The 24,659-nt window shown below is 51.3% G+C and carries 23 protein-coding genes; 22 read left to right on the plus strand and 1 reads right to left on the minus strand.

Going from position 1 to position 24,659, the window contains the following annotated elements:
- The first annotated feature begins 2 nt into the window (after positions 1-2).
- The 3 genes from pcp (at position 3) to GE278_06610 (ending at position 3,017) form a co-directional block, all read left to right on the plus strand.
- Positions 3-653: a pyroglutamyl-peptidase I gene (pcp, locus tag GE278_06600; GenBank protein ID QLK60455.1), complete on the plus strand. Its 651-nt coding sequence runs from the start codon at positions 3-5 to the stop codon at positions 651-653.
- Entirely contained in the window at positions 653-1,447 is a 795-nt protein-coding gene (locus GE278_06605; protein ID QLK60456.1) for an endonuclease VIII, read from the plus strand. The genes pcp and GE278_06605 overlap by 1 nt, the downstream gene beginning before the upstream one ends.
- A gap of 142 nt (positions 1,448-1,589) precedes the next feature.
- On the plus strand, positions 1,590-3,017 hold the full coding sequence (locus GE278_06610; protein ID QLK60457.1) for a DUF1996 domain-containing protein: 1,428 nt from the start codon (positions 1,590-1,592) through the stop codon (positions 3,015-3,017).
- An 81-nt stretch (positions 3,018-3,098) separates the two neighbouring features.
- Here the strand turns inward: GE278_06610 and GE278_06615 are convergent, their stop codons facing one another.
- A complete protein-coding gene (locus GE278_06615) occupies positions 3,099-4,382 on the minus strand; it encodes a citrate synthase (protein ID QLK60458.1) in 1,284 nt (427 codons plus the stop codon).
- 757 nt (positions 4,383-5,139) lie between these two features.
- On the opposite strand from GE278_06615, the gene sdhC reads away from it, so the two are divergent.
- The 19 genes from sdhC (at position 5,140) to cpoB (ending at position 24,659) form a co-directional block, all read left to right on the plus strand.
- Positions 5,140-5,529, plus strand: coding sequence for a succinate dehydrogenase cytochrome b556 subunit (sdhC, locus tag GE278_06620; GenBank protein ID QLK60459.1), 390 nt, complete (start codon positions 5,140-5,142; stop codon positions 5,527-5,529).
- A complete protein-coding gene (gene sdhD / locus GE278_06625) occupies positions 5,523-5,870 on the plus strand; it encodes a succinate dehydrogenase membrane anchor subunit (protein ID QLK60460.1) in 348 nt (115 codons plus the stop codon). Before sdhC ends, sdhD begins: the two co-directional genes overlap by 7 nt.
- A 3-nt stretch (positions 5,871-5,873) precedes the next feature.
- Positions 5,874-7,640, plus strand: a complete 1,767-nt coding sequence (sdhA, locus tag GE278_06630) for a succinate dehydrogenase flavoprotein subunit (protein QLK60461.1) — start codon at positions 5,874-5,876, stop codon at positions 7,638-7,640.
- 19 nt (positions 7,641-7,659) lie between these two features.
- Entirely contained in the window at positions 7,660-8,376 is a 717-nt protein-coding gene (sdhB, locus tag GE278_06635) for a succinate dehydrogenase iron-sulfur subunit (GenBank protein QLK60462.1), read from the plus strand.
- Positions 8,377-8,783: 407 nt separating this feature from the next.
- Positions 8,784-11,591 (plus strand): 2-oxoglutarate dehydrogenase E1 component, encoded by a 2,808-nt coding sequence (sucA, locus tag GE278_06640; GenBank protein QLK60463.1) that lies wholly within the window; start codon positions 8,784-8,786, stop codon positions 11,589-11,591.
- A gap of 46 nt (positions 11,592-11,637) precedes the next feature.
- A complete protein-coding gene (gene odhB, locus GE278_06645; GenBank protein QLK60464.1) occupies positions 11,638-12,858 on the plus strand; it encodes a 2-oxoglutarate dehydrogenase complex dihydrolipoyllysine-residue succinyltransferase in 1,221 nt (406 codons plus the stop codon).
- A gap of 100 nt (positions 12,859-12,958) precedes the next feature.
- On the plus strand, positions 12,959-14,125 hold the full coding sequence (gene sucC, locus GE278_06650; protein ID QLK60465.1) for an ADP-forming succinate--CoA ligase subunit beta: 1,167 nt from the start codon (positions 12,959-12,961) through the stop codon (positions 14,123-14,125).
- Positions 14,125-14,997: a succinate--CoA ligase subunit alpha gene (sucD, locus tag GE278_06655; protein QLK60466.1), complete on the plus strand. Its 873-nt coding sequence runs from the start codon at positions 14,125-14,127 to the stop codon at positions 14,995-14,997. Before sucC ends, sucD begins: the two co-directional genes overlap by 1 nt.
- A gap of 722 nt (positions 14,998-15,719) precedes the next feature.
- Entirely contained in the window at positions 15,720-17,288 is a 1,569-nt protein-coding gene (cydA, locus tag GE278_06660) for a cytochrome ubiquinol oxidase subunit I (GenBank protein QLK60467.1), read from the plus strand.
- A 14-nt stretch (positions 17,289-17,302) separates the two neighbouring features.
- Positions 17,303-18,442 carry a cytochrome d ubiquinol oxidase subunit II gene (gene cydB, locus GE278_06665; GenBank protein QLK60468.1) on the plus strand — a complete coding sequence of 380 codons (1,140 nt, stop codon included), beginning with the start codon at positions 17,303-17,305 and terminating at the stop codon, positions 18,440-18,442.
- Positions 18,443-18,452: 10 nt separating this feature from the next.
- Positions 18,453-18,566: a cytochrome bd-I oxidase subunit CydX gene (gene cydX / locus GE278_06670; GenBank protein QLK60469.1), complete on the plus strand. Its 114-nt coding sequence runs from the start codon at positions 18,453-18,455 to the stop codon at positions 18,564-18,566.
- Positions 18,566-18,859: a cyd operon protein YbgE gene (gene ybgE / locus GE278_06675; protein QLK60470.1), complete on the plus strand. Its 294-nt coding sequence runs from the start codon at positions 18,566-18,568 to the stop codon at positions 18,857-18,859. The genes cydX and ybgE overlap by 1 nt, the downstream gene beginning before the upstream one ends.
- 138 nt (positions 18,860-18,997) lie before the next feature.
- Positions 18,998-19,402, plus strand: coding sequence for a tol-pal system-associated acyl-CoA thioesterase (ybgC, locus tag GE278_06680; GenBank protein QLK60471.1), 405 nt, complete (start codon positions 18,998-19,000; stop codon positions 19,400-19,402).
- Positions 19,399-20,088 carry a Tol-Pal system protein TolQ gene (tolQ, locus tag GE278_06685; GenBank protein ID QLK60472.1) on the plus strand — a complete coding sequence of 230 codons (690 nt, stop codon included), beginning with the start codon at positions 19,399-19,401 and terminating at the stop codon, positions 20,086-20,088. Before ybgC ends, tolQ begins: the two co-directional genes overlap by 4 nt.
- Positions 20,089-20,099: 11 nt before the next feature.
- Complete coding sequence (gene tolR, locus GE278_06690; protein QLK60473.1) at positions 20,100-20,531, plus strand: colicin uptake protein TolR; 432 nt, start codon at positions 20,100-20,102, stop codon at positions 20,529-20,531.
- A 114-nt stretch (positions 20,532-20,645) separates the two neighbouring features.
- Positions 20,646-21,872: a cell envelope integrity protein TolA gene (gene tolA / locus GE278_06695; GenBank protein ID QLK60474.1), complete on the plus strand. Its 1,227-nt coding sequence runs from the start codon at positions 20,646-20,648 to the stop codon at positions 21,870-21,872.
- A 130-nt stretch (positions 21,873-22,002) separates the two neighbouring features.
- Positions 22,003-23,295 carry a Tol-Pal system protein TolB gene (gene tolB, locus GE278_06700; protein ID QLK60475.1) on the plus strand — a complete coding sequence of 431 codons (1,293 nt, stop codon included), beginning with the start codon at positions 22,003-22,005 and terminating at the stop codon, positions 23,293-23,295.
- Positions 23,296-23,342: 47 nt separating this feature from the next.
- Positions 23,343-23,852 (plus strand): peptidoglycan-associated lipoprotein Pal, encoded by a 510-nt coding sequence (gene pal, locus GE278_06705; protein ID QLK60476.1) that lies wholly within the window; start codon positions 23,343-23,345, stop codon positions 23,850-23,852.
- 9 nt (positions 23,853-23,861) lie between these two features.
- Positions 23,862-24,659: a cell division protein CpoB gene (gene cpoB / locus GE278_06710; protein ID QLK60477.1), complete on the plus strand. Its 798-nt coding sequence runs from the start codon at positions 23,862-23,864 to the stop codon at positions 24,657-24,659.

The raw sequence follows: 24,659 nt of genomic DNA on the forward strand, positions 1-24,659 counted from the left end.
TTATGCGTAAAGTCTTAGTGACCGGTTTCGAACCTTTTGGCGGCGAGCGCGTCAATCCTTCGTGGGAAGTGGTGAAGCAATTGGGTGATCTGGAGTTGTCGGGCGCGCAGATTGTGGTACGGCAGTTACCTTGCGTGTTTGGTAAAGCGATTGAAGTGCTGAATGCGGCGATTGATGACGTCCATCCGGAAATGGTGCTTTGCGTGGGGCAGGCGGGCGGACGCAGTGATTTTAGCGTCGAGCGGGTGGCAATCAATATTGATGATGCGCGGATCCCAGATAACGAGGGCAACGAGCCGGTGGATGCACCGATTGTCGCCGATGGCCCGGCGGCGTATTTTTCTTCACTGCCTATCAAAACCATCGTGAACGGTTTGCGTGAATCGGGTATTCCGGCGTCGGTGTCGCAAACGGCGGGTACCTACGTATGCAATCACGTGATGTACGGGCTGATGCACCGGCTGGCACACCCTTCATGCAACGTGGTGAAAGGCGGTTTTATCCATATACCTTATCTGCCTGAACAAGCCGCCAAACATCCGGGCGAGCCAAGTATGTCCGTGCGTACTGTGCTCAATGCCCTTGAACTGACTATCGCCATTGCCCTGCATACGGAGCAGGACCTGCGAATTGCCGAGGGTGCGACTCACTGATGCCTGAAGGTCCTGAAATTCGCCGCGCGGCCGATTTACTGGTGCGCGCGGTAGTCAATAAACCGCTCACGGATGTCTGGTTTGCTTTTCCCTCATTGAAACCTTATCAGTCAGCGCTGCGTGGCACGAAAATCACGGCGATTGAAACCCGCGGTAAAGCACTGCTGACTCACTTCTCCAATGGTCTGACCCTCTACAGCCACAATCAACTTTACGGGGTATGGCGCGTGGTGAAGGCTGGTGAAGTGCCGAAGGAAACCAAACGTTCCCTGCGTGTGCAGCTGCAAACTACCGATGCAGCGATCCTGTTGTACAGTGCGTCCGAGATAGGGATTTATGATACGGCGGAAATAGAAAATCATCCGTTCCTGCAACGCATCGGCCCGGACGTGCTCGATGAGACTCTGACGGCCTCGCAGGTACGTGAGCGGTTACTCTCGCCTAAATTCCGCAACCGTCAGCTGGGCGGCATGTTACTTGATCAGGCGTTTCTTGCCGGGCTGGGAAACTATTTGCGGGCGGAAATTCTTTGGCTGGCAAAACTGCTGCCGGATCATAAACCAAAAGAGCTGAAAGAGACGGAGCTGGATGCGCTGGCGGATGCCTGTTTGTCCGTCGCCCGTTTATCCTATGCCACGCGCGGTACGATGGATGAAAATGTGCACCACGGCGCGCTATTCCGCTTTAACGTTTTTGGCCGGACAGGCAAGCCCTGCGAGCGTTGCGGCGATCCGATTGTGAAAAGCAGCGTATCATCGCGGCCATTCTTCTGGTGTCCGGTTTGTCAGCAATAAGTTTGTTATATTTTTGAGAGTAAAAATGATTTTTGTGCTTATTTATTATGCACGTATCAGTCCCGCCTTATTAGATATTGAGCAGAGTGCAAACGGATGTATTCGGTAGACACTACTTATCTAACAGGGCGAGGACATATCAATGAAAAGAACGACGTATGGCTTATTTATTTCACTATGCAGTTTGGGCATGGTTTCATTTGCCGCGCACGCCGATAATTATCAAACCAGCGTTCAATGCAGCTATCATCATACATTAGGGGATGATGCTATTATGATGTTTGGTATGCCCAATCAGGCAATGTGGCATGACTTTTTTGGTAATACTAGTACCGATGCATCATCTTCTTATTCCACGCTTCAGCAAAAACCGACAACAACCTGTTCGGATTTGGCGGATTCATCGGCTTATTGGGCTCCTTCATTACGGTTACCGGACGGTACAGAAGTTCGTCCTGCGTATCAGAAAACATATTATCAGACAGTGAATAGCATTGAATATCCGCTGACTTCCTTCCCGAAGGGTTTGCAGTTATTAGCGGGTGACCATAAAGGAACCGGGCCGAGTAATGTTATCAATTTCCTGTGTAACGATAATAAGGGGTATAGCCATTCGGCAGATAAAACCTGCCTGCCGCCATCTTCCACTGTGCCGATACAGTTGAATATTGCCATTCAGTTCCCTAACTGCTGGGATGGGAAAAATATTGCGGCGAAACCGTCCGCCACGACGCATAAGACGAATGCTGTATATGCGGATTCCAACGGGGCCTGTCCGGCGGATTATCCGAAGCATATTCCCACCGTGAATATGAATATTGCCTATCTGTTCCCGGGGCTGGCGTCGCTTGATCTGAGCAAAGTCCAGTTGTCACTAGATCCAATCATGAACGGTGATCAACGTATCGATCAATGGGGCAGTATTTATACGGCGCACGGCGATTTCATTAATGGCTGGACGGAAGATGCCGCAAAATTCATGACAGAACGTTGCATGAATAATAACTATGATTGCATCAGTTATATGCCCTATGCCTACCGGGATGCTGTGGCAGATACTTATGTGAGCAATCTGGCAGACAGTGATAAGAACTTTTCTGCCAGTGAGGGATTAGTCGTCAAAGGAGATGCATCGAATGCCAGTGAAAATAATACCCAGGAAAAATTGACGTTGCTGAAATATCAGATCCCGGATATGCCAGCGAATTATTCTCCGGAGGAAGCGGCACTATTTAAATATAAAGTACATATCAACGGGGGAAGAAGTACTGGCACGGGTGCGGCAATGATTTATATCTACCCGACTACCACTGACTGGGATGAAAATACAGTGACCTGGAATACCCGTCCGGTATGCGATTTTAAAACCTATGCAGGATTATATCTCGATCAGGCGAAACAATACCGCGATATAGATGTGACCAGTATGGTAAAAAAGGCGCAGCAATCAGGTCAAAAGGAAATCGGTTTTTGTCTGAGTGGTGATAGCAATAAACAGGGAATTGAATATACTTTCAATACCAACTCTACGCATTATTCCTCACAGATGATTATCATGGGGCTGCAATAAGGTCGGCTAAGAATTCACTGATCTAAAATAAGCGCCAATATTATATTGGCGCTTCGTTTTTCAGCTCTCAGTAGGGATATTTTATTTTTTCAGCTGAGAATGGAAATCGCGTTTGTCGTAGCCGGTGTACAGCTGACGAGGGCGGGCGATTTTAATGCCGTCCTGATGCATTTCGCTCCAGTGTGCAATCCAGCCGACAGTACGTGCCATCGCGAAGATTACGGTAAACATGGACGATGGAATACCCATCGCTTTCAGGATGATACCGGAGTAGAAATCGACGTTCGGATACAGTTTCTTCTCGATGAAGTACGGGTCGTTCAGCGCAATGTGCTCAAGCTCCATTGCCACTTCCAGCAGGTTATCTTTCAGATCCAGCTCTTTCAGTACTTCATGACAAGTTTCACGCATCACGGTGGCGCGCGGGTCGTAGTTTTTATAAACACGGTGACCAAAGCCCATCAGGCGGAAGGAATCATTTTTGTCTTTCGCGCGTTTCACAAACTCTGGGATGTGATCCACGCTGCTGATTTCTTCCAGCATTTTCAGCGCTGCTTCGTTGGCACCGCCGTGAGCAGGCCCCCAAAGAGAGGCGATACCAGCAGCGATACAGGCGAACGGGTTAGCGCCGCTTGAGCCCGCGGTGCGCACTGTTGACGTTGAGGCGTTTTGTTCGTGGTCGGCGTGCAGGATCAGAATTCGGTCCATTGCACGTTCCAGAATCGGGTTCACTTTGTATTCTTCACACGGGGTGGAGAACATCATATGCAGGAAGTTACCGGCGTAAGACAGGTCGTTGCGCGGATACACGAACGGCTGGCCGATAGAATACTTGTAGCACATCGCGGCCACGGTCGGCATTTTTGACAGCAGACGGTAAGCGGCGATTTCGCGGTGACGCTCGTTTTCGACATCAATGGAATCGTGATAGAACGCGGCCAGCGCGCCGGTCACGCCGCACAGAACGGCCATCGGGTGAGAGTCACGACGGAAACCATGGAACAGACGGGTGATCTGCTCGTGCACCATGGTGTGACGGGTCACATTGGTTTTGAATTCTTCGAATTGCTTCGGTGTCGGGGTTTCGCCGTTCAGCAGCAGGTAGCTTACTTCCAGGAAGTTAGACTCTTTCGCCAACTGGTCGATTGGGAAACCGCGGTGCAGCAGAATACCTTCTTCACCATCAATGTAGGTGATTTTGGATTCGCAGGATGCAGTAGACGTGAAACCGGGATCATAGGTAAAAAGGCCTTTTGAACCGAGGGTGCGGATATCAATTTCATCCTGGCCCAGCGTGCCGGACAGCACATCCAGTTCAATCGGGTCGTGACCTTGTAGGGTAAGTGTCGCTTTCTTATCAGCCATTTACAGTCTCCTTAGCGCCTTATTTTTAAAAATCGATAACAACAGAAATGCCTGGAAGCGACGCCTTGTAAGGTCATTATTATTATCAGCCTTAACTCTGCGATCGTATCGGAAGGGAACGTAGAGCTGAGTCGAATTGCAGTCTCAGACTGCTCTGTGACAAACAAGCGGCGTTTCATCGTTGTTAAAGATTCGGTAAATCATTACTGTTCTGTCGCTCAGTACCAGTGAAGAGGTTGAGGATTTACACAATCACCACTTTTGCATAACTTGGCCCGACAGGGAAGACCCCGCCTTACGATTGTGTGATCCACTGATTCTCTTAATACTTTCCCCTTTTTGGTGCGTTCGGGTAAAGCCGGTGTGTGCTCAGTGTCACAGTCCTATAGGGATGGTTCATATGTAATGGAAATGTTGATCAAATGTCAAACTCGATAATTTATTTTGTGCGATTTGTTGAATTTGAGAGCTAACTCACTGTTTCGCAGAAATGTGAATAAAGCATTTGTAGGGCAATTGTAATAGGAATGTGATCAACCTATACTTCAACGAGGTCTCCGGGCAAACCCTGAAGTAGGAGCACCCAGCGTTGTTTTCTGAGCATTTTACGTTTCCCAAACGCAAAACTTTGAAAATGCATCACGCGCCGTTTAAGCACATTGGATGTCGTTGTTTGAGCGCGAGGGATGAAGGCTAAACAGTCTTAATGCTGTCTGACACTGCTCCAGACCGGAGGAAGTAAAATAATAAGAGCTGTGTGGGCAAAACCGTGAAAAAACAAAGACCTGTCAATCTGGATCTGCAAACGATCCGGTTTCCCGTTACTGCGATAGCGTCCATCTTACACCGAGTCTCTGGCGTAATAACCTTCGTCGCCGTCGGTATCCTCCTCTGGCTGTTAGGCCTGTCGCTCTCTTCTCCTGAAGGGTTTGCGCAAGCTGCTGCCATCATGAATAGCTTCTTCGTCAAATTCATCTTTTGGGGAATACTCACTGCGCTGGCCTATCACGTTTGCGGTGGCATCCGCCACTTGCTGATGGATTTTGGCTATATCGAAGAGAGTTTGGCTGCCGGTACCCGTTCTGCCCAGGTGGCAATCGGTTTGACCGTCGTGCTGTCAATTCTGGCTGGAGTCCTCGTATGGTAAGCAATGTTTCTGCATTAGGGCGTAATGGTGTGCACGACTGGCTGTTACTTCGTGCTTCCGCAATCATCCTCACCTTGTACATCCTTTATATTCTGGGCTTCGTGGTTCTGGCTCAGGAACTGACTTTTGATGTCTGGCATGGCTTCTTCGCTTCCTCCATCACCAAAGTATTCACACTGCTGGCGCTGCTGTCGATTTTGATTCACGCGTGGATCGGCATGTGGCAGGTGTTAACGGACTATGTCAAACCGGTAGCTGTTCGACTGGTGCTGCAACTGGCCATCGTCGTCACGTTAGTGGTTTACCTACTTTACGGAACAATTGTTGTTTGGGGAGCGTAGTAAATGAATCTGCCAGTCAGAGAGTTTGATGCTGTGGTGATCGGTGCAGGTGGCGCCGGTATGCGTGCGGCATTACAGATTTCACAAACGGGCCAGACCTGCGCCCTGATTTCCAAAGTCTTCCCGACCCGCTCCCATACGGTGTCAGCGCAAGGCGGTATTACCGTCGCGCTGGGCAACACCCATGAGGATGACTGGGAATGGCATATGTACGACACCGTAAAAGGTTCCGACTACATCGGTGATCAGGACGCCATTGAATATATGTGCAAAACCGGGCCGGAAGCGATTCTGGAACTCGAGCACATGGGCCTGCCTTTCTCCCGTCTTGAAGACGGCCGTATTTATCAGCGTCCGTTTGGTGGCCAGTCGAAGAACTTCGGCGGCGAGCAGGCAGCGCGTACAGCCGCTGCCGCTGACCGTACCGGCCATGCCTTGCTGCATACGCTGTATCAGCAAAACCTGAAAAACGGCACTACGATTTTTTCCGAATGGTATTCACTGGATTTAGTGAAGAATCAGGACGGCGCGATCGTCGGCTGTACGGCTATCTGCATTGAAACCGGTGAAGTGGTGTACTTCAAAGCCAAAGCGACCGTGCTGGCGACCGGCGGTGCAGGCCGTATTTACCAGTCCACCACTAACGCACACATCAATACCGGCGACGGTGTTGGCATGGCGCTGCGCGCGGGCGTGCCGGTGCAGGACATGGAAATGTGGCAATTCCACCCGACCGGTATTGCGGGTGCGGGCGTTCTGGTCACAGAAGGCTGCCGTGGTGAAGGCGGTTATCTGCTCAATAAAGACGGCGAACGTTTCATGGAACGTTATGCGCCGAATGCCAAAGATCTTGCGGGTCGTGACGTGGTGGCGCGTTCTATCATGATCGAAATCCGTGAAGGCCGTGGCTGCGAAGGTCCGTGGGGCCCGCACGTTAAACTGAAACTCGATCATCTGGGTCGTGAAGTCCTGGAGTCCCGTTTGCCGGGTATTCTTGAACTCTCCCGCACCTTTGCTCACGTTGATCCGATCAAAGAGCCGATTCCTGTTCTGCCAACCTGCCATTACATGATGGGCGGTATTCCGACCAAAGTGACCGGTCAGGCGCTGCGTGTGAACGAGAAGGGCGAAGACGTGGTGATCCCTGGTTTGTTTGCGGTTGGCGAAATTGCCTGTGTTTCCGTACACGGCGCAAACCGCCTCGGCGGTAACTCACTGCTGGATCTGGTGGTGTTTGGTCGCGCCGCCGGCATGCACTTGCAGGAATCGATTGCCGAACAGGGCGACAGCCGCGATGCGTCTCAGGACGATATCGATGTCTCTCTGGAACGTCTGAACCGCTGGAACAACACCCGTTCAGGTGAAGATCCGGTGGCTATCCGCAAAGATCTGCAAGCCTGTATGCAGAACAACTTCTCGGTATTCCGCGAAGGCGATGCGATGGCTGAAGGGCTGGAACAGCTGAAAGTGATCCGCGAGCGTCTGAAATCTGCCCGTCTGGACGATACCTCCACTGAGTTCAATACCCAGCGCGTGGAATGTCTGGAGCTGGATAACCTGATGGAAACAGCGTTCTCGACGGCCGTTTCCGCAAACTATCGCACCGAAAGCCGTGGCGCACACAGCCGCTTTGACTTCCCGGATCGTGACGATGCGAACTGGCTTTGCCACACGCTGTATCAGCCGGAAACCGAAAGCATGACTCGCCGTGAGGTGAACATGCAGCCTAAGCTTCGTGCGGCGTTCCCGCCTAAAGCGCGTACTTACTAGGGCGTAGCGGAGAAAGAATATGAAACTTGAATTTTCGATTTATCGCTATAACCCGGATGTCGATGACGTTCCGTACATGAAAGACTATGTGCTGGAAGCGCAGGAAGGGCGCGACATGATGTTGCTCGATGCGCTGATTTTACTGAAAGAGCAGGATCCGACGCTGGCCTTTCGCCGCTCATGTCGTGAAGGGGTCTGCGGTTCCGACGGTCTGAACATGAACGGTAAAAATGGTCTGGCGTGTATCACGCCGGTGTCGACCTTACGTCACGGCAGCAAGAAGATTGTTATTCGTCCGTTACCTGGGTTACCGGTTGTGCGTGACCTTGTAGTGGACATGGGGCAATTCTATAAGCAGTATGAGAAGATTAAGCCTTACTTGTTGAATGATGGGAAAAATCCTCCGGCGCGTGAACATTTACAGATGCCGGAAGATCGCGAAAAACTGGACGGATTGTACGAATGTATTCTCTGCGCCTGTTGCTCGACGTCTTGCCCTTCCTTCTGGTGGAATCCTGACAAGTTTGTCGGTCCGGCAGGTCTTCTGGCCGCTTACCGTTTCCTGATCGACAGCCGCGATACCGAAACACAACCGCGTCTTGACGATCTCAATGATGCTTTCAGCGTATTCCGCTGCCACAGCATCATGAATTGTGTGAGTGTTTGTCCAAAAGGGCTTAACCCGACCAAAGCTATTGGCCATATCAAATCGATGCTGCTACAACGCGGTGCCTGAGAAGATAAACCACGTCACAGCGGGAACTCAGGTTCCCGCTGTTATTTACCCATAAGCGCTACTTACAATAGTTACAAATGTGCTAACTGAGGGGCTGATAGCAAATAAGTAATTTTTTAATAACAAAGTAGCAACAAGTGCAACAAAGTTGCGCCTGACTAGAGTAAGATAGTCGGGTAAAAATCAGGGACATCAATTGCAGCTGTTTTTGTGAAGAAGGGGAGAAAGATAAGCAGGGCAACTTCAAAAGTCAGTCACGCGCATGGCGGATTTTTGAAGGTTCCTTGAAGAGCCAAACGCTCAACCAACGAACTGTTTTAGTAAGGAAAACCGTTTTACCGCGGTGTATCACGGTCATTATTATTAACCACGGCGAAAACTAAAGCTTCAAAGCTTAAGGGATCACGATGCAGAACGGCGCAATGAAGGCCTGGCTGGATTCCTCCTATCTGGCGGGTGCGAACCAGTCTTACATAGAACAACTCTATGAAGACTACTTAACCGATCCTGGTTCCGTTGACGATAGCTGGCGTTCGATTTTTAAACAGCTACCAACAGTGGGTGTGAAACCAGAGCAACTCCATTCTCAAACACGGGACTACTTCCGCCGCCTGGCGAAAGACGCGTCACGTTATAACTCCTCCATCAGCGATCCTGAAACGGATGCCAAGCAAGTTAAGGTGTTGCAGTTAATCAACGCCTTCCGCTTCCGTGGCCATCAGAACGCAAACCTTGATCCTCTCGGCCTGTGGAAACTGGACGATGTACCGGATCTGGACCCAGCGTTCCACCATCTGACCGAAGCTGATTTCCAGGAAACCTTCAACGTCGGTTCTTTTGCCATCGGCAAAGAAACCATGCAGCTCGGCGAGCTGTATAAAGCCCTGAAGCAAACCTACTGCGGCTCCATCGGTGTGGAATATATGCACATCACCAACACTGAAGAGAAACGCTGGATCCAGCAGCGCGTCGAATCCGTGGTGGGTCGTGCAAACTTCACCAATGAAGAAAAGAAAACGTTCCTGAAAGAGCTGACCGCAGCAGAAGGGTTGGAACGTTATCTGGGCGCGAAATTCCCAGGTGCCAAACGCTTCTCGCTGGAAGGCGGCGATGCGCTGGTTCCGATGCTAAAAGACATGATCCGTCACGCGGGCAAAAATGGGACGCGTGAAGTGGTGCTGGGTATGGCGCACCGTGGTCGTTTGAACGTGCTCATCAACGTGCTGGGTAAAAAACCTCAGGATCTGTTTGACGAATTTTCCGGCAAACATAAAGAACACCTGGGCACCGGCGACGTGAAATACCACATGGGCTATTCGTCTGATGTGGAAACCGAAGGCGGTATGGTTCACCTGGCGCTGGCGTTTAACCCGTCGCATCTGGAAATCGTCAGCCCGGTGGTTATCGGTTCCGTTCGTGCACGACGTGACCGTCTGGACGAAGCGCGCAGCAACATGGTTCTGCCAATCACCATTCACGGTGACGCGGCGATCACCGGGCAGGGCGTGGTTCAGGAAACGCTGAATATGTCGCTGGCACGCGGTTATGAAGTGGGCGGTACCGTGCGTATCGTCATCAATAACCAGGTGGGCTTCACCACCTCGAACCCGAAAGATGCGCGTTCTACCGATTACTGTACTGATATCGCAAAAATGGTGCAGGCGCCGATTTTCCACGTGAATGCGGATGACCCTGAAGCGGTCGCTTTCGTCACCCGTCTGGCGCTGGATTTCCGCAACACCTTTAAACGCGATGTGATGATTGATCTGGTGTGCTACCGCCGTCACGGCCATAACGAAGCCGATGAGCCAAGCGCAACGCAGCCACTGATGTACAACAAGATCAAGAAACACCCGACGCCACGCAAAATCTATGCAGACATCCTGACTGAGCAAAACGTTGCCAGCCTGGAAGATGCGACCGAAATGGTCAACCTGTACCGCGATGCGCTGGATGCCGGTGAGTGTGTGGTGGAAGAGTGGCGTCAGAATGACATGCACACGTTCACCTGGTCACCCTATCTGAACCACGAGTGGGACGAACCTTATCCAAATAAGGTTGATATCAAACGTCTGCAGGAACTGGCACGTCGCGTCAGCCATGTACCTGACGCTATCGAAATGCAGTCACGTGTGGCCAAGATTTATGGCGACCGTAACGAGATGGCTGAAGGGAATAAGAAGTTTGACTGGGGCGGTGCCGAGAATCTGGCTTACGCCACGCTGGTTGACGAAGGTATTCCTATCCGTCTGTCCGGTGAAGATACCGGCCGCGGCACCTTCTTCCACCGCCACGCTGTGATCCATAACCAGAAAAATGGTTCCGTGTATGTGCCGCTGTCGAACATTCACAACAGTCAGGGCGAATTCAACGTCTGGGACTCCGTGCTTTCCGAAGAAGCGGTACTGGCGTTCGAATACGGTTATGCCACGGCTGAACCGCGTACGCTGACTATCTGGGAAGCGCAGTTCGGCGATTTCGCCAACGGTGCTCAGGTGGTGATCGACCAGTTCATCAGCTCCGGCGAGCAAAAATGGGGCCGCATGTGTGGTCTGGTGATGCTGCTGCCGCACGGTTACGAAGGGCAGGGGCCGGAGCACTCCTCCGCACGTCTGGAACGCTACCTGCAACTTTGCGCTGAGCAAAACATGCAGGTGTGTATCCCGTCTACCCCGGCGCAGGTTTATCACATGATCCGTCGTCAGGCGCTGCGCGGTATGCGTCGTCCGCTGATCGTGATGTCACCGAAGTCACTGTTGCGTCATCCGCTGGCGGTTTCCACGCTGGACGAACTGGCCAATGGCAGCTTCCAGCCGGCGATTGGTGAAGTGGACGAACTTGACCCGAATCAGGTTAAGCGCGTCGTGATGTGTTCAGGTAAGGTCTACTATGATCTGCTGGAACAGCGTCGTAAGAACGAAAAAACCGACGTCGCGATCGTCCGTATCGAACAGCTGTATCCGTTCCCGCACAAGGCCATTCAGGAAGTGCTGGAACAATACGCACACGTTCATGATTTCGTCTGGTGTCAGGAAGAGCCGCTGAATCAGGGCGCATGGTACTGCAGCCAACATAATTTCCGTGAAGTGATTCCTTTCGGGGCTTCTTTACGTTACGCAGGACGCCCGGCCTCTGCCTCTCCGGCAGTCGGCTACATGTCCGTTCACCAGAAGCAACAGCAAGATCTGGTTAACGATGCGCTGAACGTGAAATAACCGCGTTGGTGTCAGTTAACCATATGGAACATAAGAAGGATTGATAATGAGTAGCGTAGATATTCTGGTCCCTGACCTTCCTGAATCCGTTGCGGATGCGACGGTTGCCACCTGGCACAAAAAGCCTGGCGACAGTGTTGAGCGTGACGATGTACTGGTAGAGATCGAGACTGATAAAGTGGTTCTGGAAGTGCCGGCGAGCGAAGCTGGTATTCTGGACAGCATCATTGAAGACGAAGGCGCAACGGTCATTTCCCGTCAGATTCTGGCGCGCATCCGTCCGGGTAACAGCTCTGGTAAGCCAAGCACTGAGAAAAGCTCCGATAAAGAAGCGACTCCTGCGGCACGCCACACAGCTGCGCTGGAAGAAGAGAGCAGCGACGCCCTCAGCCCGGCGATCCGCCGCCTGATCGCAGAGCATTCTCTCGATGCCAACGCTATCAAAGGCAGCGGTGTGGGTGGTCGTCTGACCCGTGAAGACGTTGAGCAACACCTGGCGAAAGCCAAGGATGCCAAGCCTGCTTCAGCGCCTGCTGCCAGCGAAACAACGGCACCGGCTCTGGGTTCACGCAGCGAAAAACGCGTACCGATGACCCGTCTGCGAAAACGTGTTGCCGAGCGTCTGCTGGAAGCTAAGAACAGCACTGCGATGCTGACCACCTTTAACGAAATCAACATGAAGCCAATCATGGACCTGCGTAAGCAGTACGGTGATGGTTTCGAAAAACGTCACGGCGTGCGTCTGGGCTTCATGTCTTTCTATCTGAAAGCCGTAGTTGAAGCGCTGAAACGCTATCCGGAAGTGAACGCCTCTATCGATGGCGAAGATGTGGTTTACCACAACTACTTCGACGTCAGCATTGCCGTTTCTACCCCACGTGGCCTGGTGACGCCGGTTCTGCGCGATGTGGATACGCTGGGCATGGCGGATATCGAGAAAAAAATCAAAGAGCTGGCGATCAAAGGCCGCGACGGCAAATTGAAAGTGGAAGAACTGACCGGCGGTAACTTTACTGTGACCAACGGCGGCGTCTTCGGCTCACTGATGTCGACCCCAATTATCAACCCACCGCAGAGCGCGATCCTTGGCATGCATGCCATTAAAGATCGTCCGATGGCGGTGAATGGTCAGGTCGTGATCTTGCCAATGATGTATCTGGCACTGTCCTACGATCACCGCCTGGTTGATGGCCGCGAATCGGTCGGCTTCCTGGTGACCATTAAAGAGATGCTGGAAGATCCGGCTCGTCTGCTGCTGGACGTTTAGTCCCCGGTTGTCGTAAGTAAAAGAGATCTCGACCCTCAGTGGCACAGTTCGCTGTGCCACTGATAAAGCCCTCCTACTGAATAAGAATGGATAGAACATCATGAATTTACATGAGTATCAGGCGAAACAGCTTTTCCTGCGCTACGGCCTGCCAGCACCATCAGGCTTCGCCTGTTCCACCCCGCGTGAAGCGGAAGAGGCTGCATCGAAAATCGGTGCCGGTCCGTGGGTGGTGAAATGTCAGGTTCATGCCGGTGGTCGCGGTAAAGCGGGCGGCGTGAAAGTCGTGAAAAGCAAAGAAGAAATTCGTGCTTTCGCAGAACACTGGCTGGGTAAACGTCTCGTTACTTACCAGACAGACGCCCATGGCCAGCCGGTTAACCAGATCCTGGTTGAAGCGGCAACTGACATCGATAAAGAACTGTACCTCGGCGCGGTAGTCGATCGCAGCTCCCGTCGCGTGGTGTTCATGGCGTCTACTGAAGGCGGCGTGGAAATTGAGAAAGTGGCAGAAGAAACGCCACACCTGATCCACAAAGTGGCCCTGGATCCGCTGGCGGGCCCGCAGCCTTATCAGGGTCGCGAACTGGCTTTCAAACTGGGCCTGACCGGTAAGCAGGTTCAGCAGTTCACTAAGATCTTCATGGGTCTGGCGAACATCTTCCTTGAGCGCGATCTGGCGCTGATCGAAATTAACCCGCTGGTGGTGACCACTGCCGGTGACCTGATTTGCCTCGATGGCAAACTGGGCGCAGACGGCAATGCTCTGTTCCGTCAGCCAGAACTGCGCGAAATGCGCGACCACAGTCAGGAAGATGCCCGCGAAGCTCAGGCTGCGCAATGGGAACTGAACTATGTGGCGCTCGACGGCAACATCGGTTGCATGGTGAACGGTGCCGGTCTGGCAATGGGCACCATGGACATCGTGAAACTGCACGGTGGCGAACCCGCTAACTTCCTCGATGTGGGCGGCGGCGCGACTAAAGAACGTGTGACCGAAGCCTTCAAAATCATCCTGTCGGATGAAAAAGTGAAAGCCGTCTTCGTCAACATCTTCGGCGGTATCGTTCGTTGCGACCTGATCGCCGACGGTATCATCGGTGCGGTGGAAGAAGTGGGCGTCAGCGTGCCGGTTGTGGTGCGTCTTGAAGGTAACAATGCCGAGCTGGGTGCCAAAAAACTGGCAGACAGCGGTTTGAACATCATTGCAGCGACCAGCCTGACGAATGCGGCTCAACAAGTTGTCGCGGCAGTGGAGGGGAAATAATGTCGATTTTAATCAACAAGAACACCAAAGTTATCTGCCAGGGTTTCACCGGTAGCCAGGGGACTTTCCACTCCGAACAAGCCATCGCATATGGCACAAAAATGGTCGGCGGCGTAACGCCGGGTAAAGGCGGCACTGAACATCTGGGCCTGCCGGTATTTAACACCGTGCGTGAAGCGGTAGAAACCACCGGCGCAACCGCGTCTGTGATTTATGTTCCGGCACCGTTCTGCAAAGATTCCATTCTGGAAGCGCTGGATGCGGGCATCAAGCTTATCATTTGTATCACTGAAGGCATCCCGACTCTGGATATGCTGGTTGTGAAGATGAAACTGGATCAAAGCGATGCAGTGATGATAGGGCCGAACTGCCCTGGCGTAATCACCCCAGGCGAATGCAAAATCGGCATCATGCCGGGCCACATTCATCTGCCGGGTAAAGTAGGCATCGTGTCCCGCTCCGGTACACTGACCTATGAAGCCGTTAAACAGACTACCGATTACGGTTACGGCCAGTCTACCTGTGTCGGTATCGGCGGTGACCCGATCCCTGGCTCTAACTTCATCGATATCCTGAAGCTGTTCCAGGAAGATCCACAGACTGAAGTGATCGTGATGATCGGTGAAATCGGTGGTAATGCGGAAGAAGAAGCGGCTGCTTATATCAAAGCACACGTGACCAAACCGGTTGTGGGTTACATCGCTGGTGTGACTGCGCCGAAAGGCAAACGTATGGGCCACGCTGGCGCCATCATTGCCGGTGGTAAAGGTACTGCAGACGATAAATTCGCTGCGCTGGAAGCGGCCGGTGTGAAAACTGTCCGTAGCCTGGCGGATATCGGCGAAGCGGTGAAATCTCTGCTGCCACAGTAAGTACAAAATCGCCTGCCAGGGAGAATTCTGGCGGGTGTGCAGAAAGCTTCAAAGATTCGACATGTTGGTCACCTTCGGGTGACCTTTTTTATTGCTGCTATAATGTTTAACAATAACTGATTTAAGTCAGATTTATTAACAACGCACGATAGGGTAATTGGGAATGAAAAGTTAATATTTAGACTCGCTAAAACCGAATTTAGATATTATCGCCAACCATATAAACACAATTAATTAACAATAAAGTCATCATTAAAGTGTATTGAAACTCCAATGTAACATCCGGAAATATTTTTTTGGAATTTGATGTAGCTAATATAGAAATAAACAATGAGATAGGCTTAAATTGCGTCAGATCAATTTCAGCTGATGAAGCAGATCTGAGCGCTAATTGACCTGTATGCGTAAATAGGCTTTGGGTCACTAAAAAACCTATTTATTGTGTGGAATTAGTGGCGTAACATACTGGTTCTGTAACATCAGTTTTTTGTATGTTTATTTTCCCCAAAATTTCTCCTGTCCGCAAAGCCCGATTCGAGGCTTGAAGGTGGGTTTTTTGTCGGGGCTCAGAGTGCCTGCGAGCTGGCTTTACTCCGTCATATCGCAGACATTTCTATTCTGCACATATTTGATTTGAATTCTGGTAGTCATGAGGCGTTGCGGGTGACCGTTTCGTCAGAGATCGCAAGTTGGGGTCTTCCTCCGAGGAGCAAGGGGTCAAGATGTTTGATATCGTTGAACTGTCGCGTTTACAGTTTGCTTTAACAGCCATGTACCATTTCCTATTTGTCCCATTAACGCTGGGTATGGCGTTTTTACTGGCAATTATGGAAACGGTTTATGTGCTTTCTGGCAAACAAATTTATAAAGATATGACCAAATTCTGGGGCAAACTCTTTGCAATTAACTTTGCACTGGGCGTCGCCACTGGTTTAACCATGGAATTCCAGTTCGGGACTAACTGGTCATATTTCTCACATTACGTCGGTGATATCTTCGGTGCGCCTCTGGCGATTGAAGGTTTAATGGCGTTCTTCCTTGAATCTACATTAGTCGGCCTGTTCTTCTTCGGTTGGGATCGTCTGACTAAAGTTCAGCACATGACGGTGACCTGGTTTGTTGCCCTCGGTTCGAACTTATCTGCTTTGTGGATTTTGGTGGCGAACGGCTGGATGCAGAACCCGATTGCATCAACCTTCAACTACGAAACCATGCGTATGGAAATGGTCAGCTTCTCCGAGCTGGTCCTGAACCCGGTTGCGCAGGTTAAATTCGTTCACACCGTGGCGTCCGGTTATGTGACTGGCGCGATGTTCATTCTGGCCATCAGCTCTTATTACCTGCTTAAAGGCCGTGATATCGGTTTCGCGAAGCGTTCATTTGCTATCGCGGCAAGTTTCGGTCTGGCGGCTGTGCTCTCCGTTATCGTTCTGGGTGATGAGTCCGGTTACGAAATGGGTGACGTGCAGAAAACTAAACTGGCTGCCATTGAAGCCGAGTGGGATACCCAACCTGCACCGGCCAGCTTTACGCTGTTCGGCATGCCGAATCAGGACAAAATGGAAAACGAATATTCTATTCAGATTCCATACCTGCTGGGCCTTATTGCAACGCGTTCTGTGGATACGCCGGTCACCGGTCTGAAAGACCTGATGGCACAACACGAAGTGCGTATCCGCAACGGGATGAAAGCTTACACGCTTCTGGAAGAACTGCGTTCAGGTAACACTGACCCGAAAGTGCGCAGCGATTTCGAAAGCGCCAAGCAGGATCTGGGATACGGTATGCTGCTCAAACGCTATACCGATAACCCGGCGGATGCGAGCGATGCACAAATCCAGAAAGCCACCAAAGATTCTATTCCGCGTGTTCTGCCGCTGTACTTCGCATTCCGTATCATGGTTGCCTGCGGCATCCTGATGCTGGTGCTGATCGGTCTGTCCTTCTTCGCGGTGATCCGTGGCAAGATTGGTCAGAAACGGTGGTTACACCGTGCAGTATTCCTCGGCCTGCCATTACCCTGGATTGCTGTGGAAGCGGGCTGGTTTGTGGCGGAATACGGTCGTCAGCCTTGGGCTATTGGTGAAGTGCTACCGACTGCAGTTGCGCACTCTTCACTGACGGTCGGTGATGTGCTGTCGTCAATGATTCTGATTTGCGGCCTGTACACCCTGTTCCTGATCGCTGAGATGTTCCTGATGTTCAAATATGCACGCCTGGGCCCAAGCAGCCTGAAAACAGGTCGCTATCACTTTGAACAAACTCCAGCGCCACTTGAGCAAACTCGGTAAAAGGGAGTCCAAATATGTTTGATTATGAATCGCTACGGTTCATCTGGTGGGTGCTGATTGGCGTGCTGTTTATCGGCTTCGCAGTCACCGATGGATTCGATATGGGCGTAGGCATTCTGGTGCGTATTATCGGCAAAACCGATACCGACCGCCGGGTAATGATCAACGCCATCGCTCCGCACTGGGACGGTAACCAGGTCTGGCTCATCACTGCCGGTGGTGCGCTGTTCGCCGCATGGCCGATGGTTTACGCTGCTGCATTCTCCGGCTTTTATGCTGCGATGGTGCTGGTATTGTGTGCCTTGTTCTTCCGTCCGCTCGGTTTTGACTATCGTTCAAAAGTGGAAAGCGCACGCTGGCGTGGCATGTGGGATTGGGGCATCTTTATCGGGAGCTTCGTGCCTGCATTAGTGTTCGGCGTGGCATTCGGTAACTTGCTGTTAGGCGTTCCGTTCCACATTGATAGCGATCTGCGTCTCTTCTACACCGGTAACCTGTTACAGCTGCTGAACCCGTACGGCATCCTCGCTGGCCTGGTCAGCCTGACCATGCTTATCACGCAAGGCGCAACCTATCTGCAAATGCGTACCGTGGGTGAACTCCACCTGCGTACCCGTGCGGCATCCCAGATTTCCGCGCTGGTGATGATGGTGTGCTTCCTGCTGGCCGGTATCTGGTTAGTAAAAGGGATTGATGGCTTCACCGTGACTTCAGTAATGGATCATGCGGGCCCGTCAAATCCTCTGCGTAAAACGGTATCTCATGAAGCGGGCGCATGGCTGGCAAACTTCAATAAGACACCAGGCCTGTGGGCTATTCCTGTGCTGGGCGTTATTTTGCCGCTGCTGACTATTCTGTTCTCACGCATCAACAAAGGCGCGCTGGCGTTTATCAGTAACTCACTGACTATCGCCTGTGTGATCCTGACTGCCGGTATCACCATGTTCCCGTTCGTGATGCCATCCGTCACTGAGCCGAATGCCAGCCTGACTATGTGGGATGCGACATCTACACTGCTGACGCTGAGAGTGATGACCGTTGTAGCTTGTATCTTTGTGCCACTCATCCTGATTTACACCTCATGGGCGTATTACAAGATGTTCGGTCGCCTCGATAAAAACTACATCGAGAACAACAAGCATTCGTTGTATTAAGGAGAACACCATGTGGTATTTTGCCTGGATCCTCGGCACCTTACTGGCTTGCTCGTTTGGTATCATTACCGCGCTGGCGTTTGAGCACAGCGAAGCCAATAAAGCAGCCAAAGAAGAGAAGTAATGAGTGTGATCGCGGATAAGATATACGCCCTCACCGATAAGGGCCCCTTACGGGCCCTTTCACTGGTGATGTCGCTGGTTCTTGCCGGTTGTGTTTTCTGGAAACCGGGCATGTTTGCCTCGTCGACCAGTCAGCTGGAAGTGTGGCATGGGATCATTCTGATTTGGGCGGTGTGTGCTGGCGTGATTCACGGTCTGGGATTTCGCCCGCACAAGTCGATTTGGAAAGCTTTCTTTTGCCCGTTGCTCGCCATGATCGCTTTAGCTGCCGGACTTCTATACTTTTTTAGCTGAATAAATACACAGATTTACATACAAAGTCTTATGGGCCGTTCTGGCCCATAATTATTTTCAATACAGCAATGCAACCCATTCCCAACCCCAGCCCTCTTGAGTATAGTAGTGCCGTCAAATTGCATTACGGGATGTACAGTGAGTAATTCGTTGTTCCGATGGCCGGTTCGTGTCTACTATGAAGACACAGACGCGGGAGGTGTGGTCTACCACGCTCGATACGTCGCCTTTTATGAAAGGGCTCGCACAGAGATGTTGCGCCAACGCAATTTTCACCAGCAACAGTTGCTGGGCGAACACGTCGCTTTTGCTGTCCGCCGCATGACGGTCGAATACTTTGCACCAGCTCGTCTTGATGACATGCTGGATGTCCAGAGTGAGATTACGTCCATTCGCGGAGCTTCTCTTACTTTTGCACAACGAATTCTTGATTCGCAAGGAAACCTTCTGAGTTCTGCGGAAGTGTTAATTGCGTGCATTGATCCACACCAAATGAAGCCACGAGCGCTTCCTAAGTCTATTGTCGCGGAGTTTAAGCAGTGACTGACATGAACATGCTTGATTTATTTTTAAAGGCCAGCATCCTCGTTAAGCTGATAATGCTTATCCTGGTGTGCTTCTCTGTCGCGTCTTGGGCAATCATCATTCAACGTACGAAAGTGCTGAATGCCGCCACCCGTGAGGCAGAAGCATTTGAAGATAAATTCTGGTCCGGTATTGAGCTTTCCCGTTTGTATCAGGAAAGTCAGGGCCGTCGCGAAACCCTGAGCGGGGCAGAGCAAATCTTCCATTCTGGTTTCAAAGAATTCGCACGTCTTCATCGTGCCAACAGCCATGCGCCAGAATCCGTGATCGAAGGGTCTTCGCGCGCGATGCGTATTTCTTTTAACCGTGAACTCGAATCTCTTGAAATGCACATTCCATTCCTGGGTACGGTCGGTTCAATCAGTCCGTACATCGGTCTGTTTGGTACGGTCTGGGGGATCATGCACGCCTTCATCGGTTTAGGTTCTGTGAAACAAGCTACCCTGCAAATGGTTGCACCGGGTATCGCAGAAGCACTGATTGCGACCGCGATCGGTTTGTTTGCTGCTATCCCGGCGGTAATGGCGTATAACCGCCTCAACCAGCGTGTGAACAAGCTTGAGCAAAACTACGATAACTTCATGGAAGAATTTACGGCCATCCTGCACCGTCAGGCTTTCTCTCGCGAAACCGGCAGTAACTAAAGGGGGAGAGTATGGCTCGTTCACGAGGTCGTCGTAACCGTCGCGAAGGTAAGTCGGAGATCAACATTGTTCCGTTGCTGGACGTACTGCTGGTTCTGTTACTGATTTTTATGGCAACAGCACCGATCATTACTCAGAGCGTGGAAGTTGACTTGCCTGATGCAACGGATTCCAAAACCGTATCCAGTGATGATAACCCACCGGTGATTGTTGAAGTCTCAGGCGTCGGTCAGTACACCATTGTGGTGGATCATCAGCGTATGGAACAGTTGCCTGAACAGCAGGTTATCGCAGAAGCGACCAGCCGTATTCAGGCCAATCCGAAGACAGTCTTTCTGATCGGCGGTGCAAAAGATGTGCCTTATGATGAAATCATCAAGGCGCTGAATATGTTGCATCAGGCCGGTGTGAAATCTGTCGGATTGATGACACAACCTATCTGAGGATAGGTAATTTGTAACACTTATTTGAAACCCGGCGTTCCCTGCCTTGTTAAAAGATAACGACAGGCACTGAAGGGATCCGGGTTTTGGTAATCCTGTCTTGGGAAATCTATTTTGGTAAAGGCAACTGCAACTGAACAAAACGATAAGCTCAAACGCGCCGTTATTGTTTCGGTCGTTCTGCATATCATCATTATAGGCCTGCTGATTTTGGGATCGCTGGACGAAGATACCAGCATGAGTGGCGGCGGTGGCGGTAGCGATATCTCCGCGGTGATGGTCGATCCAAGTGCAGTGGTCGATCAGTACAACCGTCAACAGCAGCAACAAGCTGATTCCCAACGTGCTGCAGCAGCACGTCAGAAAAAATCAGAGCAACAGGCTGAAGAATTACAGCAAAAGCAGGCCGCAGAACAACAGCGCCTGAAAGAGCTTGAGAAAGAGCGTCTGCAAGCGCAGGAAGACGCGAAGCAGCAGGCCCAGCAACAGAAGCAATCTGAACAAGCCGCTGAGCAGGCCAAAGAACAGCAGAAACAGGCAGAAGCCGCCGCTGCACAAGCAAAGGCTGAAGCTGCGAAAGAAGCTGCTGTTCAGGCCAAAGCCGATGCTGCTAAAGAAGCCGCGAAAGCTCAGGCTGATGCACAGAAAAAAGCCGCTGCTGCCGAAGCGAAGAAACAGGCTGAAGCAGAAGCGACGGCTGCCGCTGCGGCTGCCAAGAAACAGGCAGAAGCAGATGCTAAGAAAGAAGCCGCTGCTGAAGCGAAAAAAGCTGCTGCTGCTGAAGCGAAAGCTCAGGCCGCTGCAGATGCTAAAGCGCAGGCTGATGCCGATGCCAAGGCCGCTGCAGATGCTAAAGCGGCTGCGGCAGCTGAGAAGAAAGCTGAAGCGGCAGCTGCCGCGAAAAAGGCGGCTGCCGATAAGAAAGCGGCTGCAGCTGCAGCCGCAAAAGCCGCTGCGGATGCTGACAATTTATTCGATGGTCTTGCTGATTCGAAGAACGCGCCTAAAGGTTCAACGGGCGGCGGGGCATCTGCTCCGGCAGGAAAGGGTACACAGAAGAAAGCGGGCGCGTCCGGGGCTGATATTGCTAACTATGGCAGCCAGATTAAGGCCGCAATCGAAAGCAGATTCTATGATGCTGCATCCTATGCAGGTAAAACCTGTACGTTGCGCGTTAAAATGGCACCAGATGGCTCACTCAATAGTGTGACAGCGGAAGGTGGGGATCCGGCACTTTGTCAGGCAGCGCTTGCCGCGGCACGACAGGCTAAATTCCCTAAACCACCTTCAGAAGCAGTCTATGAAGTATTTAAAAATGCTCCGTTAGATTTTAAACCGTAGAAAGATGAAAATAATAACTTTTCAGAATTTTACGATAGATTGCAGGGTGTAATTCTAGTTTTGTGTGCGTTGGTTTGTTAAAATTCTGCTAAATTATCGCGGGCAGATACGTCCAGATAAGGGAGATACAATGAAGCAGGCATTTCGAGTAGCGTTCGGCCTTATAATGATGTGGGCATCTGTAGCACATGCAGAAGTTCGTATTGAAATCACCCAGGGTGTAGATACCGCCCGCCCGATTGGCGTTGTGCCATTCAAATGGGCAGGTCCGGGTACTCCACCTGAAGATGTTGGTGGCATCGTTGCTGCTGACTTACGTAACAGCGGCAAGTTCAATCCTATTGACGCATCACGTATGCCTCAGCAGCCGGCCACCGCAGCAGAAGTCACTCCTGCCGCCTGGACCGCTCTGGGTATTGATGCTGTTGTTATCGGTCAGGTTCAGCCTGCAGCCGATGGCAGCTACGTGGTATCTTACCAACTGGTCGATACCTCTGGCGCGCCGGGCACCGTACTGGCACAAAACCAGTATAAAGTGACCAAGCAATGGCTGCGTTATTCCGCCCATACCGCCAGTGATGAAGTGTTTGAAAAACTCACCGGTGTGAAAGGCGCATTCCGTACCCGTATCGCTTACATCGTTCAGACCAACGGCGGCAAGTTCCCGTATGAACTGCGTGTAGCTGACTACGATGGTTATAATCAGTTTGTGGTTCACCGTTCACCAGAACCGCTGATGTCTCCGGCCTGGTCTCCAGACGGCAGCAAACTGGCGTACGTGACCTTTGAAAGTGGCCGTTCCGCACTGGTTGTGCAGACGCTGGCGAACAGCAGCATTCGACAGATTGCTTCTTTCCCACGTCACAATGGTGCACCTGCGTTCTCACCTGATGGCAGCAAACTGGCTTTCGCACTGTCTAAAGACGGTAGCCTGAACCTGTATGTGATGAACCTTGGCTCAGGCCAAATCAGTCAGGTGACCAATGGACGTAGCAACAATACTGAACCTACCTGGTTCCCGGACAGCCAGAATCTGGCATTTACGTCGGATCAGGGCGGTCGTCCACAAGTTTATAAAGTGAATATTAATGGCGGTGCGCCTCAGCGTCTGACGTGGGAAGGCTCTCAAAATCAGGATTCTGACGTAAGTGCAGATGGCAAGTTCCTGGTTATGGTGAGCAGCGCCAGCGGTACACAGCACATCGCTAAACAAGATCTGGCAACGGGAGCCGTTCAAACATTGACGGACACGTTCCTGGATGAAACGCCTAGCCTCGCACCAAATGGCACCATGGTTATTTACAGCTCTTCACAGGGTCTGGGTTCCGTGTTGCAGTTGGTATCGACTGATGGACGTTTCAAAGCGCGTCTTCCGGCAACTGATGGACAGGTCAAATTTCCTGCCTGGTCGCCGTATCTGTGATGCATATACAACTATGTATGGCAAAAAATTATAAAAGGATCGAATAGATGCAACTGAACAAAGTTCTGAAAGGGCTGATGCTGGCATTGCCTGTACTGGCAGTCGCTGCTTGTAGTTCTCACAAGAACGCAGACAACGACCAATCAGGTATGGGTCTGAACACTGGCGCTGGCACTGAAAACGCAAACATGTCTTCAGAAGAGCAAGCTCGTCTGCAGATGCAAGAATTGCAGAAAAACAACATCGTTTACTTCGGCTTAGACAAGTACGATGTGTCTTCTGAATTCGCTCAGATGCTGGATGCACACGCAGCTTTCCTGCGTAGCAACCCGTCATACAAAGTGACCGTAGAAGGCCATGCTGACGAACGTGGTACTCCAGAGTACAACATCGCCCTGGGCGAACGTCGTGCTACTGCTGTTAAAATGTACCTGCAAGGCAAAGGCGTTTCTGCTGACCAGATCTCTATCGTTTCTTACGGTAAAGAAAAACCAGCTGTACTGGGCCATGACGAAGCGGCTTACGCTAAAAACCGTCGTGCCGTACTGGTATACTAAGAGAGTCGCATGAGCAGTAACTTCAGAACTCACCTGTTGAGTCTGTCGTTACTGGTTGGCGTAGCGGTCCCATGGGCCGCTACTGCCCAAGCGCCAATCAGTAATGTCGGCTCAGGCTCGATTGAAGATCGGGTCACCTCTCTGGAGCGTATTTCTAACGCTCATAGCCAACTATTAACTCAACTCCAGCAACAGCTCTCTGATTCTCAACGCGATATGGATACTCTCCGTGGTCAAATTCAGGAGAATCAGTATCAACTGAGTCAGCTTGCCGATCGTCAGAAGCAAATCTTTAATCAGATGGATAGCCTTAGTCAGGGTGCTGCCGGAGCCGCCAGTACTGGCGCTGCTGCTGCAACGGGTAGTGCGTCTGGTTCTGCTGACGCCGCAGCAATGCCTGATGCTGGTGCCGCTCAGGCTCCAGCGAGTACGGGTGATGTGAACAGCGATTACAACGCCGCTGTATCACTGGCGCTGGAAAAGAAACAGTATGATGAGGCCATTGCGGCTTTTCAGAGTTTCGTTAAAAAATACCCAGACTCAACCTATTTGCCTAACGCGAATTACTGGTTAGGTCAACTGTATTACAACAAGGGCAAAAAAGATGACGCTGCGTATTATTTTGCAGTCGTGGTCAAAAATTACCCTAAATCTCCAAAAAGTTCTGACGCGATGTACAAGGTTGGGGTGATCATGCAGGAGAAAGGTCAGGCTGATAAAGCCAAAGCCGTCTTTACGCAGGTCGTAAAACAGTACCCAAATACCGATGCGGCAAAACAAGCTCAAAAACGTTTATCTGCAAAGTAA

The sequence above is a fragment of the Enterobacteriaceae bacterium Kacie_13 genome (genome assembly GCA_013457415.1).
GTDB lineage: Bacteria > Pseudomonadota > Gammaproteobacteria > Enterobacterales > Enterobacteriaceae > Rahnella.

Bases quoted from the DNA above. Each gene is read 5' to 3' on its own strand.
- pcp (QLK60455.1), top strand. From the start codon at position 3: ATGCGTAAAGTCTTAGTGACCGGTTTCGAACCTTTTGGCGGCGAGCGC.
- GE278_06605 (QLK60456.1), top strand. From the start codon at position 653: ATGCCTGAAGGTCCTGAAATTCGCCGCGCGGCCGATTTACTGGTGCGC.
- GE278_06610 (QLK60457.1), top strand. From the start codon at position 1,590: ATGAAAAGAACGACGTATGGCTTATTTATTTCACTATGCAGTTTGGGC.
- GE278_06615 (QLK60458.1), bottom strand. From the start codon at position 4,382: ATGGCTGATAAGAAAGCGACACTTACCCTACAAGGTCACGACCCGATT.
- sdhD (QLK60460.1), top strand. From the start codon at position 5,523: ATGGTAAGCAATGTTTCTGCATTAGGGCGTAATGGTGTGCACGACTGG.
- sdhA (QLK60461.1), top strand. From the start codon at position 5,874: ATGAATCTGCCAGTCAGAGAGTTTGATGCTGTGGTGATCGGTGCAGGT.
- sdhB (QLK60462.1), top strand. From the start codon at position 7,660: ATGAAACTTGAATTTTCGATTTATCGCTATAACCCGGATGTCGATGAC.
- sucA (QLK60463.1), top strand. From the start codon at position 8,784: ATGCAGAACGGCGCAATGAAGGCCTGGCTGGATTCCTCCTATCTGGCG.
- odhB (QLK60464.1), top strand. From the start codon at position 11,638: ATGAGTAGCGTAGATATTCTGGTCCCTGACCTTCCTGAATCCGTTGCG.
- sucC (QLK60465.1), top strand. From the start codon at position 12,959: ATGAATTTACATGAGTATCAGGCGAAACAGCTTTTCCTGCGCTACGGC.
- sucD (QLK60466.1), top strand. From the start codon at position 14,125: ATGTCGATTTTAATCAACAAGAACACCAAAGTTATCTGCCAGGGTTTC.
- cydA (QLK60467.1), top strand. From the start codon at position 15,720: ATGTTTGATATCGTTGAACTGTCGCGTTTACAGTTTGCTTTAACAGCC.
- cydB (QLK60468.1), top strand. From the start codon at position 17,303: ATGTTTGATTATGAATCGCTACGGTTCATCTGGTGGGTGCTGATTGGC.
- cydX (QLK60469.1), top strand. From the start codon at position 18,453: ATGTGGTATTTTGCCTGGATCCTCGGCACCTTACTGGCTTGCTCGTTT.
- ybgE (QLK60470.1), top strand. From the start codon at position 18,566: ATGAGTGTGATCGCGGATAAGATATACGCCCTCACCGATAAGGGCCCC.
- tolR (QLK60473.1), top strand. From the start codon at position 20,100: ATGGCTCGTTCACGAGGTCGTCGTAACCGTCGCGAAGGTAAGTCGGAG.
- tolB (QLK60475.1), top strand. From the start codon at position 22,003: ATGAAGCAGGCATTTCGAGTAGCGTTCGGCCTTATAATGATGTGGGCA.
- pal (QLK60476.1), top strand. From the start codon at position 23,343: ATGCAACTGAACAAAGTTCTGAAAGGGCTGATGCTGGCATTGCCTGTA.
- cpoB (QLK60477.1), top strand. From the start codon at position 23,862: ATGAGCAGTAACTTCAGAACTCACCTGTTGAGTCTGTCGTTACTGGTT.